Raw genomic sequence first — 14,155 nt, forward strand, 5'->3', positions numbered from 1 at the left:
TGAGCTCACCGGCAGTGCGGACCCCTCGGAGCTGCGGAACGAGTGGTCCCTGACAGATACGTATGCCGAAGTGCGGCGATGTCCCATAACATCCATGCCATCGCCCGCCACAGGGCGCATACATGGAGCAGGTGGGGGGCCACCCAATTGGCTGTCGATTTCGATGACGAACCCGATCTCGAAGAACTACGTCGCCGAGAAATGGCGCAGCGTGCACGAAGGCGTCTGGCTCGGGAACGAGGTGAGATCCCCGTACTGAGTGCGCGGTTCAGGAAGATTTCCTCTTCTTCTGAGAACGACGCGACGCCCTCACCGCAGTCCGAGCCGGTCACGCTGTCGGCACGCGCCGACCAGGCACTGAGGCGCATAGCGGAAGAGGCGGGCGACCCGGATTCTTTCGTGGAGGTGCTGGCGCGGGCCGGAGCGGAGGAAGATCCCCATGCTGTGGTCGTGGAGGCCGTTCGTGAGCATCTTCTGAACTGCTCTCCTCTGGTGGCGCTGCGCCATCTCGTCGAACTGACCCATGGCGGACTGCCCATGCTCGCCGATGACGAGCTCTCCCGAGGTGAAGCCCTGCTGGCGGAGCGGCTTCCGGCTCCTTCCGCGTCGCCCCTTCACCCGGACGCGTGGCAGATACATGTGGAGGCTGTGGAAGCGTCCGGCCGGGGTGTGCTTTCGGGCGAGGCATGGCATCGGCTGGCCGGGACGCTGCCGTTGCCGGTGGTCGACGATCTCATCGATGCCGGAACCTTGGACCGGCGAGTCCTTCCGGCGCTGCGAGGGCTGGAGGATCGCGAGGCTTATCTCGTCGCGCGACTGGAGCCCGAGGACTTGACCGAGGCCGAGCTGTCGGTGCTGGGGTGGCAGGACGAAGCGAGAAGAAGGGCCCTCCACAGAGGAGAGGCGATTGACGCGCTCGACGGTTGCCACGACCGATGGAGCCTGCGCTCGGCGCTGCTCGGCGGAGAGACCGCCGGACTCGATTCTGTCACCAACACGCTGGCGCCCGGGCAGAGCCTTCCGTCGGCTCTCGCGCAGTTCCTGCACTCTCTGCAGTCGATCCGGCGAGGTGGCGCCGTGGACCGAGAACTGGGCAACGACCGCGGCCTGTTTGCTGTACTGGAGGACTGGCTGCCCGCAGGTCGTCTCGTTGCCGGGCGTGCGGCATTCCACTACTGGGCGGGCACAAGGCGTCTCTACCGGCTGCTGGACGAGCTCCACTGGGCCATGGCCGTCGAGCCGGAGACGGTTCCGGACACACTGCGGGGAGTTGTGCAACAGGCAAGTGCCCTGCGCAACGAGCAGGGAGGGGCGACCGCAGGGCGTGCGGATCGGGAAGCGCGCGTGGTACTTGCCTACGTGTACTTCCTGACAGCCCGCCCAGGCGAGCGAGACCGGCTCGATCACGCCGTCGGGCTGTTGGAGGAGCTGATCAGGAGCGGTACTGGGCGTCCCGGTGGAATGGGCGGTCAGACACGCTCGGCGCTCAAGAAGCTCAGTGCACTACTCCAGGCCCTGCGTCAGAAGCACAGAACCCAGGACGTGCTCAATCCCTATTTTGCCCTGTGCGTGGAACACGGGTCGACCGAATGGCGGCATGGATGGCGGAACTTGCGGCGCCAGGTGTCGGGCGAGCGGCTGGAGTACATCAACAGCGCCAAGGACCGGATCCAGCGTCTTGATGCGGCCAAGCGCCTCGGCACAGCCTCTGCGTCGCTGTACACGATGCCGCTCGACGAACGGCTCCTGTGGGTGCCGCGTGAACGGTCACCCCTGCTGTATCCGCCCGCACAGCCGCTGGAACGTCGGACGGACACCAGCACGGAAGAAGAACTCCAGTGGTCCGCGTCCGAAGCGGCCCGCGAACTGATCGGCCGAAGTGCCGGGAGCACAAGGAACAACGACTGATGTCCAACAGGCAGCGAAGGCAAGTGACTCCCCCCTCGCAGTACCAGGGAGTCCGTGAGCGCCCCAAGACCCAGCGCAGTACGGAGGAGGCCTTCCGCGCCAGGGAGACGGGTGGAGAGCGGACCGCGCCCGGCACCGACCCCGACGGCACGACTTCGGAACCTCCGTCCAATGCGAACGAGGAGATTCCCACCGACGTTCTGGCGCGTCCCGATATTCTCTTCGCCAAGCTCAGCGAGAAGCTCGCGACGAAAGTGGACAAAGCGGCTTCCAAGGCGGGGCAGAAGGCCGCACAGGAACTCTCGTTGAGACTGCGTACCCAGCTCGACGAGTCGATCCGGGAAGCGATGTCGACCGCGGACAAGATGGGATCCGTGGTCAGGCAGGCCGTGCAGGCGGCGGTGGACGACGCCCTGCGTACCGCGGCTCTCGACGAGACGCGTGCGAGGGAGCGGCAACTGGCGCAGCTGGCCCTCATCGATCGCACCGCGCACACGACACAGGACCTGAAAGCGGTGCGTCTTCGCGTCGATGCGGAGATGTCCCGGTCGGGTCTGAAGAGGGTGACCGATCCTGACGACCTCGGAGTGTTCGACGTCGACAATCCTGCTGAGCACACCCGGAACGGTCGTTACGAGGTGATCGTTCCGGCGTACGTCGACACGGCGACCGGACGTGTCGTCCAGCGGGGCACGGTGCATCACATCGCCTCACCGCCCGCTGCCGACGGGGAAGACGGGCAAGACGTCGAAGCGAGGGAGGGGAGGCCGGCATGACCTTCGGAATCGACTTCGGTACCAGCAACTCGGTCGTGGCCCGCTGGAACGGTCATGGCACCGAGGTGCTCCGCGTGGACAACGAGGGACTGCCCGCGGAGTGGAACAGGCCAGGCTTCGACGAACTTTTCCCGTCCGTAGTCTCCATGAGGGATGTTCAGCGCACCCTCTGCTTCGGCTGGGACGCCAAGTGCTCCACGACGGAACCCCAGGACGCGGTCAAACGCATGCTCGCCTCCAAGCACAGGGCGGCGGCCGACGAGGGAGATGTCGCCCGCGGTGTGACGCCCGAGGAGCACCAAGTGTGGCTTGGGGACGAGCCCTTCCGCAGTACTACGGTCGCCGCCGCGCTCTTCGACCGGATGCGTGAGGGCGTCCGCAGGAACCTGCGGGAGATGGACGAAGCGGTGGTCACAGTGCCGGCCAACGCGACGGGCGCCGCCCGCTACCGCACCCGCGCCGCCGCCCGCCTCGCGGGCATCAGGGTCAAGGCGTTGATCAACGAGCCGACGGCAGCAGCCATCAGCTACGCGCACGAGTACCCGGGTGAGGGCCGTTTCCTCGTCTTCGACTGGGGCGGCGGGACGATCGACGTCACCGTGCTCGAACACTACGACGGCATCTTCGACGAGGTCGCCTCACGGGGCATTCCCGCACTGGGCGGCCTGGAGTTCGACTGGGCGCTCGCCCGGCTGGTGCTCTCCAGGCTCGGCAAGCACCCCGACGAGCTGACCCGGCGGGAAGCGCGCCGCTGGCGGCGGCATGTAGAGCTCACCAAGATCGCGCTCTCGCAGCCGGGCGTGACGGAAGAGCTGTTCGACCCGCCGGGAGGGGGCGCGCCCGTCGTCATCCACCGTGACGAGTTCGAGACAGTCACGGAGCACCTCGTGCGCCAGGCGCTAGTGCCGCTGAAGGAGTGCCTGGGGGACGTTGGCCTGACTCCGGATTCGCTGGACGCCGTCCTCATGATCGGAGGCACGTCACAGATCCCGCTGGTACGCAGGGAAGTGGAGCGTGTGCTCGGGCGGGAGGCCGTTCACCCGCGCTTGTGCAATCCGATGACTGCCGTGGCACGCGGGGCGGCGATCACCGCGGCGGAGATCGACGGGCTGTTGCCGGACACCACCATCTCCGTCGCCGCCAGTCACGACCTCGGGCTGTCGTTCGAAGCAGGAGGCCGCCGCGGGTTCGCGACGGTCATCCCGCGTTACTCGACGCTTCCCGCACGTGGCAGTCGCAGTGCCATGCCTGCCCGTCGCGATGCGCGCACGGTGGTCCTGGAGATCGTCGAGGGCGACAGCGCCCGAGCCGCGGACGACGAACGGACCTTCCCGCTCGCACGCCTCGAACTGCCCGTTCCCCAGCCCGGAGCGGAACCGAGCGCGAACCTCTTCGACGTCGACTACCGATACGACCGCAACGGCATCCTCAAGGTACGCGCCGTCCACCGACACGGCGGGCGGGAGATCCTCAACGAGGAAATCGACTGTTTCGGCCCGGACGGCACACCGATCGTCAACGGGCTGGACCGAGAGCTGGAACGCCTTCTCCGCCGCATCACGGAACCGGCCCCGCAGGTCGAACAGGCCGGTCTCCGCGTACCTTCCGACCCACTGCGCTCGGGGGAGCAGGAGACGGAGGACCGCAGTGACGGGACGACGTCCACCGTCGTCATCGACGGAAGTCGCATCATGACGGCGGGCCGCACTGCTGCCTCGCCCCGTCCGCCGAGCTACGCGCTGCTCACCTCCGCCTTGGCCGCCGCCCGCAAAAAGTACCCGGGCCACCGGCTCGTGACGGTGGTCAAAACGGACATCGTCGACTCGGTGGAGCACTTTGAGCGAGACCTCCTGGACCGGGCCATCGGCGAAGGGGAAGTGATCGCGGTGCCGTCGGCGTCTCCGCACGCTCTCCTCAACATCGCGACCCAGCTCGACGCACCGGTGGTGTCCATGGAGAACCTGATGAGGTTCCGCACCCCCTACCCGTGGCTGGCAGATCCGGGACGGTATGTGCAACTGGCGCGGGTCGAGAGGGAGTGGCTTTTCCCCTGAGACCGAGCCACCCGGCGTCGTCCCGGGCGGCCACACGCATGGGGTGGCCGCCCGAGCATCTTCTGAACCCGGGAGCTGGGGTTCGGCAGAAGGTCCTCAGCCGCTGCCGGACGATGAAGGGTCAATCGGCGGGGTGTCTCCCGATCGGTGTGCCCCATGTCCTACAGGCTCATGACCACTACGCGGTCGCCGCAGAGCTCGTGCAGGTCGTCCTCGTCGGAGGTGAAGACGGATCATGCACCGGCCCCGGCTGCGGCAGGGTCACGGCGGCCAGGGCCGCGTCGATGGCGTACTTGTAGCCGTGGAGACCGGCCTCTTTGAGGAGGTCAATGGCTTGTACGGCTGTCGGCCCGCGTGGCCGGGAGCGCCCGATTCCGATCATGCGGGCCGTATGTACCGTAGTCCCGTCCTTCGTCACCTCTTCGCATGTCACATGCAGCCACTAGGATCTGCGTCGAGGGCCTGACCATGGGGAACGGTGACCCTCGTGGGACACGAGGAGCGGGGAACAGGCATGCGGGAAGGCCGGTGGGTCACGGTCACCGAGTCCGAGTTCGATCACGAACGTCGCGGCCTGGAGGCGATCCGGGAGAGGCTGCCGGACTCCGATCCCTGGCGCGCCTGGTCGAACTTCACCTTCACCGCGAACACCGGCCACGTCCGCGAGGTCGACCTGCTGGTCGTCGCGCCCGGCGGCGTGTACATGATCGAGTTGAAGGACTGGCACGGCTCGGTCACCTCCGAGAACGGCACCTGGGTGCAGACCACGCCCGGCGGCCGGCGTCGCACGCACGGCAACCCGCTGCACCTGGTCAACAAGAAGGCCAAGGAGCTGTCCGGCCTGATCGGACAGGGCCAGGGCCAGGGCGGCCGGCGTGTGTGGGTCGGCGAGGCGGTCTGCTTCACGGACGACGGGCTGCGCGTGCGCCTGCCCGCCCACGACCAGAACGGCGTGTACACCGTCGCCGAGCTGGTCGAGATGCTGGGGCAGCCCCCGCGCGACGAGCGGCGCCGCGTCACCGCGATCGACTCCCGGCACATCAAGACCGAGCTGGACCGGATCGGTATCCGCCGCAGCGAGGCCGAGTACAAGGTCGGCCCCTACGAACTGAAGCGCCGCCCCTTCGACTCCGGCCAGACCTGGGCCGACTACGAGGCCAGCCACAGCGAGCTGCCCGAGCGCGCCCGGGTCCGCGTCTACCTGAGCGAGCGCGGCTCGGACTCCTCGCTGCGGCAGTCCGTGGAGAACGCCGCCCGCCGCGAGGCGGCCGTGCTGCAGCGTTTCCGGCACCAGGGTGTCGTCCCCTACCGGCAGTACTTCCCGACCGGGCACCCGGCGGGCCCCGCGCTGGTCTTCGACTACGACCGGCGGACGATGAAACTGGACGCGTACCTGGTCCAGTACGGCGCGAAGCTCGACATCCTCGGCCGGATGGCGCTGGTCCGGCAGCTCGCCGAGACCATGCGGTCCGCGCACGCCAGGCGCATCCACCACCGGGCCCTGGCCGCCCGCTCCATCCACGTCCTGCCCCGTCTCGACAGTGGCCCGGGGAAGGCGGTCGGCGAGGAGGCCGCCTGGCTCAGCCCGAGGCTGCAGATCTCCGACTGGCAGATCGCCACCCAGCGCAGCGCGGACTCCTCCCAGGGCGGGGGCGCGACGCGTCTGGCGCCGACCGCCCTGTCCGCGATGAACCTGGCCGACGACGAGGACCCCTACCTCGCGCCCGAGCTGACCGCGCTCCGCCCCGACCCGGTCTCCCTGGACGTCTACGGCCTCGGTGTCCTCACCTATCTACTGGTCACCGACAAGGCCCCGGCCGCCAGCCAGGCCGAGCTGCGGGCCCGCCTGGAGGCCGGGGAGGGCCTGCGGCCCAGCTCCCTGGTCGACGGGTTGTCGGAGGACGTCGACGAACTGGTGCAGGCGGCCACGGCGTACAACCCGGACAAGCGTCTGCTCAGCGTCGACGACTTCCTGGAGATGCTGGAGGTCGTCGAGGACTCCCTCACCGCCCCCGCGTCCGCCACCCCGCCCGAGACCGCCGACGTACCCGAGAAGGACCCGCTGGAGGCGGTCCCCGGTGATGTGTTCGACGGCCGCTGGGAGGTCCGCCGCCGACTCGGCACGGGCTCCACCAGCCGCGCCTTCCTCGTCCGTGACCTCCAGGCGGAGGCCCGCAGGACCCGTCCGCTGGCCGTGCTGAAGGTGGGGCTGTCCGACAACCGGGGCGACATCCTCGTCCGCGAGGCCGAGATGATGGGCCGCCTGCGCCCCCACTCCGGCATCATCCGCCTCGTCGAACCCGAGCCCCTGCGCATCGCGGGCCGCACCGTCCTCGCGCTGGAATACGTGGGCGACGAGCGGGACGACAGCGGGGAGCCGGGCGAGCGGAAGGCGCCCCGCCGCCGCGAGGAGACGGTGGCCCGCCAGCTCCGCGACGACGGCAGGCTCCCCGTCGACCAGCTGGAGGCGTACGGCGACTACCTCTTCGGCGCCGTCGACTTCCTGGAGGGCGAGGGCATCTGGCACCGCGACATCAAGCCGGACAACATCGCCATCCGTATCCGCCCCAACCGCACCCGCGAGCTGGTCCTCATCGACTTCTCGCTCGCCGGATACCCCGCCAAGAACACCGACGCGGGCACCGACGGCTACCTCGACCCGTTCGTCGACGTCATCACACGCGGCACGTACGACTCCCACGCCGAGCGGTACGCGGTCGCCGTCACCCTGCACCAGATGGCCTCCCGCGAACTGCCCAAGTGGGGCGACGGCAGCGTCCTGCCCCGGATGACGGACCAGAAGGAGTGGCCGTACCCGATCATCGCGGCCGAGGCCTTCGACCCTGCCGTACGGGACGGGCTCGTCGCCTTCTTCCAGAAGGCCCTGCACCGCGACGCGGGCAAGCGGTTCCCCGAGCTCAAGCCCATGCGGGACGCCTGGCGCAAGATCTTCCTCGACGCCTCGCAGACCGTCCCCTCCAGCCACCGCACCCGCCACCCGGCACCGGCCGGCACCGATTCCACCGCCGCCCCCGCCGCGGGCTCCGCCGGAGCGGAGGAGACCCCCCGGGGTGCTCGGGGCACCATCGCGGACGCCGAGCCGGAGACCGCCGAGCAGCAGCGCGACCGCCTCGCCGCCGAGGCGACCCGCGACACCCCGCTGACCGTCTCCGGTCTCACGGGCGCGGCCCAGTCCTTCCTCTACGGCCTGGGCATCACCACCGTCGGCGAACTCCTCGACTACAGCCGCCGCAAGCTCGTCAACGCCCCCGGCCTCGGCGCCAAGACCCGCAACGAGGTGCAGAAGCGGCAGCGGGAGTGGGGCGAGAAGCTGCGCGCCACGCCCGTCTCGCCGCTCACACCCGAGGGCCGCGCGGAGGCCAAGGAGGAGCTGGAACAGCTCACCGCCGCCGAGTCCGCCCTCGTCGGCACCCTGGCCACGACCGACGCTGCCGGCGGCCTGTCCCCCCGCGCCCTGCGCTCCGTCAGCCTCGACGCCCTCGCCACGATCCTCGTACCGGTCGTCAACAACAACGGCTCCAACCGCAACAAGGCCGAGATGGTGCGGCTGCTGCTGCGCCTGCCCGACGAGCACGGTGTCCTGCCGGACATCGGGGTCTGGCCCAGGCAGAAGGACGTCGCCGAGGCGCTGGGGCTCAGCGCCGGGCGCATCCCGCAGATGCTCAAGGAGGAGCGCAAGCGCTGGAAGGCCGACCCGGCCGTCCGCGCCCTGCGCTCAGAGATCCTCGACTTCCTCGCCGGTCTGGGGCGGGTCGCCTCCGCCGTCGAGATAGCCGACGCCCTCGCGGTGCGACGCGGCAGCCAGCTCGCCGAGCGCGAGCAGCGGCGCGCGATGGCCCTGGCGGCGGTCCGCGCCGTCGTCGAGGTCGAACAACTCGCCCCCGACGAGGCCGAGTTCCAGCACCAGCCCAACCGCAAGGCCACCGAGGAGGCGCTCGGCGCGGGCCTGCTGGCCCTGGACGTACGCGAGGCCGACGCGCCGGACACCCCGACCGCGCCCGGCCTGCTGGACTACGCGACGAAGCTCGGCCGCACGGCCGACCGCCTCGCGGGGCTGGACACACTCCCGACGGCGGCGACAGTCCTGGCCGATCTGGGCGCGGTGACCGCACCGCCCGGCGCGATCGACTGGGACGAGCGGCGCATGGTCGAACTGGCCGCCGCCGCGTCCCTGAACGCCGCCGCCACCCCGCGCCTGGAGATCTACCCGCGCGACCTGCCCCTCGTACGGGCACTGCGGCTCGCCCAGGCCGGCCTCGTGAGCCGCGTCCCGGCCATGCCGGAGGGCCGGCAGCCCGGCCTGACCGGGCAGGCCGTGCACGAACGGGTCCGCTCCCGCTTCCCGGAGCTGGTCGTCCCCGACGGGCACGGCGGCACGACCCACGACCTGCCGACCGGCGGCCCGCTCACCAAGGCCCTGCGCGACGCGGGCTTCGAACTGTCGCTCAGCATGCACGAGCGCGACGGCATCCTGCGCTACCTGCCGACCCGCGTGGACGACGCCTCCAGCTACCTCACGACGGGCGCGTGGCGTCAGTCCACCCGTACGGGCGCGGTGACGCGGTACGCCGACGACCCGCAGCTCGCGGGCGCCGTGCGCGCGGAGGAACGGCTGCTCGCGTCGGCTCGCCGGGACGGCTACCGGGTACTGACGGTCGGGCAGCGGTCCGTGCGCCAGGCCGTGGCCGGGCTGGGCGGCGAACGGCTGGGGGCGGAGGCGGTCTCGGTGACCGAGCTGTTCCTGGATGCCCTGCACGGACTGGTCACGCCGGGTACCAAGCCCACCTGGGAGACCCTGCTCAAGGCGGACGCCGCCGAGCCGGGTTCGAAGGGCGCGGTGCATTTCAGGGAGTACGCGCGGACGGCGTGGGGCTCGGTCGAGCCCCGGATCGTCGAGCTGCTGGGCGGCGGTGGCAACGGTGGTGGTGGCGGTGCGTCGGGTTCGGGTCCCGTGCTGCTGACGGAGGCCGGGGTGTTCGCCCGGTACGACGCGATGGGCGTCCTGGACCGGCTGGCGTCGGCGGCCCGGCAGGGCGGGCGGGGGCTGTGGCTCCTGGTCCCGCAGAGTGACCCCTTGCGCGAGCCCCGGCTCGGGCAGGTGGCCGTGCCGTACCAGGCCGGCCTGGGGGAGTGGATCCAGCTTCCGGACACGTGGGTGGGCAACGCCCATCGCGGGTCCGGCGAGGTTGTGGCTAGTGCCAGTGGTGTCGAGGGAGACGTCAAGTGATCGACCGCAAGGCTCTGTTGAACGACCTGAAGCAGCAGGTCAAGGCGGTCGAGACCGACCTTGGGCGCCAGGTGAAGGCGCTGGAGGACGTCGGTACGCGGCTGAGGGCCGAGTACGACCAGGCCCGCAAGCTCGGGCGTACGGCGGCGACGTGGACCTCGTGGCTGGACGAGCGGGTCACCCAGGTCGCGGTGGCGTGGGTGCTGGGCTCTGTCTTCGTACGGTTCTGCGAGGACAACCGCCTGATCCCCGAGCCGTACCTGACGGGCGCGGACGGTGACCGGCGCGAGCTGGCGGAGTCCCGGTACGACGCGTACGTGGAGTCGGACGACAACCCGACGTACCGCGGCTGGCTGGAGAAGGCGTTCGACGAGCTGGGCCAGGGCCAGGCGGGACGGCTCCTCTTCGACAAGCGGCACAACCCGCTGTACCAGGTCCCGCTCTCGCACGACGGTGCGCGGGAGTTGGTCGAGTTCTGGCGGGGGAGGGACGAGGTGGGCATCCTCGTCCACGACTTCACCGACCCGCTGAACGAGGACGGTACGGAGGGCTGGGACACACGGTTCCTGGGCGACCTGTACCAGGACCTGAGCGAGGCCGCCCGGAAGACGTACGCGCTGCTGCAGACGCCGGAGTTCGTGGAGGAGTTCATCCTCGACCGCACGATGAACCCGGCGGTGCGGGAGTTCGGGTACGAGGAACTGAAGATGATCGACCCTACGTGCGGGTCGGGGCACTTTGTGCTGGGGGCGTTTCGGCGGTTGGTTCGGCTGTGGGGGGAGGGGCAGCCGGGGCGGGATGTGCACGAGCGGGTGCGGGCTGCGCTGGATTCGGTGCACGGGGTGGATATCAACCCGTTCGCGGTGGCCGTTGCTCGGTTCCGGCTGCTGGTTGCGGCTATGGCAGCGAGTGGTGTGCGGACGCTGGCGGAGGCGGCAAAGTACGACTGGCCGGTGTCTCTGGCGGTAGGAGACTCGCTGATCAAGTCCCGCCGCTCGCAGCAGGGGAATTTGTTTGGCGGCCTAGACGAAGACTTTGTGGACGACTTGGCCGAGTTCAAGTACGCCACGGAGGACGTGCACGAGCATCTGGAAATCTTGAGGCCGGGGCGGTACCACGTGGTAGTGGGGAACCCGCCCTACATCACGGTGAAGGACAACAAGCTCAACGAGCTTTACCGGGAACTCTATCCGGCGTGTGCGGGCACTTACGCGCTCTCGGTTCCGTTTGCCCAGCGGTTCTTCGAACTGGCCAAGCGCGGGGATTCCGAAGGGCGAGGATTTGGCATGGTTGGGCAGATCACCGCTAACTCCTTTATGAAACGTGAGTTTGGGACCAAGCTCATCGAGGGCTACTTCGGGCACGCGGTTGAACTGGCCGAGGTCATCGACACGTCGGGTGCGTACATTCCGGGACACGGGACGCCGACGGTCATCCTGGTTGGCAAGCAGCGGGGCGGGGACGCGCGATCGGCAGTGATCCGGACCGTTCGCAGCGTACAGGGAGAGCCTGCCGCGCCGGAGAACGCTGAGGAGGGTCTGGTCTGGCGAGCGATCGTTGAACAGATTGACAAGCCGGGATCAGTAAGCCAGTGGGTGTCCGTGGACGACCTGGACCGCAAGAAATACTTCGGTAAGCAGCCATGGATTCTCGCCGACGGCGGTCTCGAAATGGTGGAGCAGATCTCCCTGACGTCAACCAGGCGGCTGGCGGATGTTCGGCGTGTTATAGGGCGATATGCTCACACCGGTGCTGACCTGGCATATTTTGCGCCAACCGGGACTTGGCGTCGTTTTGGCGTCGCCGACCGGCATATTGTGCCCTTGGTCGAAGGGGAGGCGTTGCGAGACTGGAACGTTTCCCCGGAGACTGAGTCCATCTTTCCGTACTCTGCCGACCTGCGTCCGGAGGTGTCAGATGATGTGATTCCGTTGCTTAGGCGCTACTTCCCTATTCTTCGCAATCGGAGAGAGCCCGGCGGAACACATGAAGAGATTGGCTTGACTTGGTATGAGTGGAGTCGTTGGCATCCTGAGCGATTCTCGGTCCCCTTGGGAATCGCATTTCCCTTTGTCTCCACTCATAATCACTTTGTTTTGGATCGTGGCGGCAAGGTCTTCAAGCAGACTGCACCGGTAATTAAGTTGCGAGAGGGGGCCAGTGAGGAAGAGCACTTGCGGTTGCTTGGGCTACTCAACAGCTCCACAGCGGGTTTCTGGCTCAAGATGGTGAGCTATCCGAAGGGTGGCGACCCGGTTGGTGACGCAGGTGCTCGGGTGAGTGTGCATCCCTGGTCCGAAAGGTACGAGTTCACCGGAACCAAAGTTCAGGAATTCCCGCTTCCTGCTGAGTACCCGGCCATCCTCGGCGCCGCCGTCGATGCTATGGCTCAGCGACTTGTGGCAGCTAGCCCTGTGTCGGTGGTTTCTGACGCTGTGCCAATTGCTGGCCTGCTTCGCGAGGCCAAAGCCCTCTGGGAATCCACCCGCGCCCGCATGATCGCCCTTCAAGAAGAACTCGACTGGCAGGTCTATTTCCTCTACAACCTCCACCCCGAAGACCTCCGCGTCTCCGAGGACGCCGACGATCCCAACATCCCCGAACTCGCCCTCGGCGAGCGCGCCTTCGAGATCGTTCTTGCTCGCCGCGTCGCCGCTGGTGAGGCCAGTGACGAGTGGTTCAAACGGCACAGCTCCACGCCCATCACGGAGATCCCTGCGCACTGGCCCGCCCCCTACCGAGAGATCGTCCGGAAGCGGATCGACGCCATCGAGTCGAACCGTGCCATCGGAATGGTCGAGCGCCCCGAGTACAAGCGTCGCTGGGCCACCGAAGGTTGGGACGCGCTCGAGGAGAAGGCCCTCCGGTCCTGGCTGCTCGACCGGATGGAGAACCGCGACCACTGGTTCGACGAGAACGGTCAGCCCACCATCCTCACTCTGGCCCGCCTCACAGACGCCCTCTCCCACGACGAGGACTTCGTCTCTGTCGCCAAGCTCTACGCACCCCGCAAAGAGCTTACGAAGGTCGTCGCGGAGCTGGTCACCGACGAGCACGTGCCGTTCCTCTCCGCCCTGCGCTACAAGCCCTCCGGGCTGAAGAAGCGTGTCGACTGGGAAGAGGTGTGGGACCTCCAGCGCAAGGAGGACGCCGCGCCTGACGAGCCCGCCAAGCGGAAGATCCGGGACTCCATCCCCGTACCGCCGAAGTACACCTCGGCCGACTTCCTCCGCCCCTCCTACTGGAGGGCGCGCGGCAAGCTCGACGTGCCCAAGGAGCGGTTCATCTCCTACGGGCAGACCCACGCCGCCACCCCCGAGTTGTACGGGTGGGCCGGCTGGGACCAGCGGGAGCAGGCGCAGGCCCTCGCGACGTACTTCACCAACACCGCGCTGACCGCCGAGGAGATCACACCGTTCCTCGCCGGCCTGCTGGAACTCCAGCCGTGGCTGTCCCAGTGGCACAACGAGTTCGACATGCTCTACAGCGGCTCCCCGGCGGACTTCTTCGCCGGTTACCGCCAGCAGAAGCAGGGCGAGCACGGACTCACCGACGACGACCTCCGCAACTGGCGTCCCCCGGCCGCAACCCGAGGCCGTCGCGCTGCCGTGAAGAAGTAGCCGGAAATGACTTGGTGTCGTGCCCGTAAGCCGATGCCGAGTCTGCCGGACGAGGGGCCACCGGCGGCGTGCGCGGGTGGCCTCCGGTCGGTACGCGCAGCGTGGCCCATACGGTCTTGCCGGGGGCGGCCGGGCGAGGGGTGACGCCCCAGTCGTCCGCGAGGGCGGCGACGAGGTACAGGCCGCGGCCGGACTCGGATGCCGAGTCGGGGGTCGGGGGCGTGGACGGGGGCTGCTTCTCGGCGCGGGTGTCGGTCACCTCGATGCGGAAGGCGCCCTCGGCCAGGGTGAGTTGGACGTGGAAGTCCCGGCCGGGGACGTGGCCGTGGCGTACGGCGTTGGCGCTGAGTTCGGCCGTGATGAGGGTGAGTGTCTCGTTGAGCGGGGTTGTGTAGGGGTGGCCCCAGTCGTTGAGGCGGTGTGAGACGAGTCGGCGGGCGAGGCGGGCGCCGCGTGGGGTTGAGGTGAAGCGCATGGTGAACTCGCGTTCGGGTGCGGGGTGCTGTGGCATATGCCCGTTCGGGGGAGTTGCTGACTTCATGGGGTCAA

At 68.6% G+C, this 14,155-nt stretch carries 6 protein-coding genes; 5 read left to right on the forward strand and 1 reads right to left on the reverse strand.

Annotation, left to right across the window (positions count from 1 at the left end):
- Window positions 1-147: 147 nt before the first annotated feature.
- From OG622_RS35485 to pglX, 5 genes are all read left to right on the forward strand, one after another.
- The gene (locus OG622_RS35485; RefSeq protein ID WP_371580713.1) at window positions 148-1,908 is read left to right on the forward strand and encodes a hypothetical protein; all 1,761 of its coding nucleotides are present in this window, start codon (window positions 148-150) and stop codon (window positions 1,906-1,908) included.
- Complete coding sequence (locus OG622_RS35490; protein ID WP_371580714.1) at window positions 1,908-2,684, forward strand: hypothetical protein; 777 nt, start codon at window positions 1,908-1,910, stop codon at window positions 2,682-2,684. The genes OG622_RS35485 and OG622_RS35490 overlap by 1 nt, the downstream gene beginning before the upstream one ends.
- Window positions 2,681-4,738, forward strand: coding sequence for an Hsp70 family protein (locus OG622_RS35495; RefSeq protein ID WP_371580715.1), 2,058 nt, complete (start codon window positions 2,681-2,683; stop codon window positions 4,736-4,738). Before OG622_RS35490 ends, OG622_RS35495 begins: the two co-directional genes overlap by 4 nt.
- A 514-nt stretch (window positions 4,739-5,252) precedes the next feature.
- The gene (gene pglW, locus OG622_RS35500; protein ID WP_371580716.1) at window positions 5,253-9,986 is read left to right on the forward strand and encodes a BREX system serine/threonine kinase PglW; all 4,734 of its coding nucleotides are present in this window, start codon (window positions 5,253-5,255) and stop codon (window positions 9,984-9,986) included.
- Window positions 9,983-13,606: a BREX-2 system adenine-specific DNA-methyltransferase PglX gene (gene pglX / locus OG622_RS35505; protein ID WP_371580717.1), complete on the forward strand. Its 3,624-nt coding sequence runs from the start codon at window positions 9,983-9,985 to the stop codon at window positions 13,604-13,606. Before pglW ends, pglX begins: the two co-directional genes overlap by 4 nt.
- On the opposite strand, the gene OG622_RS35510 is transcribed toward pglX, so the two are convergent.
- Window positions 13,533-14,081 carry an ATP-binding protein gene (locus OG622_RS35510; protein ID WP_371584324.1) on the reverse strand — a complete coding sequence of 183 codons (549 nt, stop codon included), beginning with the start codon at window positions 14,079-14,081 and terminating at the stop codon, window positions 13,533-13,535. The two genes, pglX and OG622_RS35510, sit on opposite strands and share 74 nt — an antisense overlap.
- Between the last annotated feature and the right edge of the window lie 74 nt (window positions 14,082-14,155).

Origin of the sequence: Streptomyces sp. NBC_01314, assembly GCF_041435215.1 — a bacterium.
GTDB lineage: Bacteria > Actinomycetota > Actinomycetes > Streptomycetales > Streptomycetaceae > Streptomyces.

What these genes read in the sequence shown, in the direction of transcription:
- OG622_RS35490 (WP_371580714.1), top strand. Translation starts at nt 1,908, where the DNA reads ATGTCCAACAGGCAGCGAAGGCAAGTGACTCCCCCCTCGCAGTACCAG.
- OG622_RS35495 (WP_371580715.1), top strand. Translation starts at nt 2,681, where the DNA reads ATGACCTTCGGAATCGACTTCGGTACCAGCAACTCGGTCGTGGCCCGC.
- pglW (WP_371580716.1), top strand. Translation starts at nt 5,253, where the DNA reads ATGCGGGAAGGCCGGTGGGTCACGGTCACCGAGTCCGAGTTCGATCAC.
- OG622_RS35510 (WP_371584324.1), bottom strand. Translation starts at nt 14,081, where the DNA reads ATGCGCTTCACCTCAACCCCACGCGGCGCCCGCCTCGCCCGCCGACTC.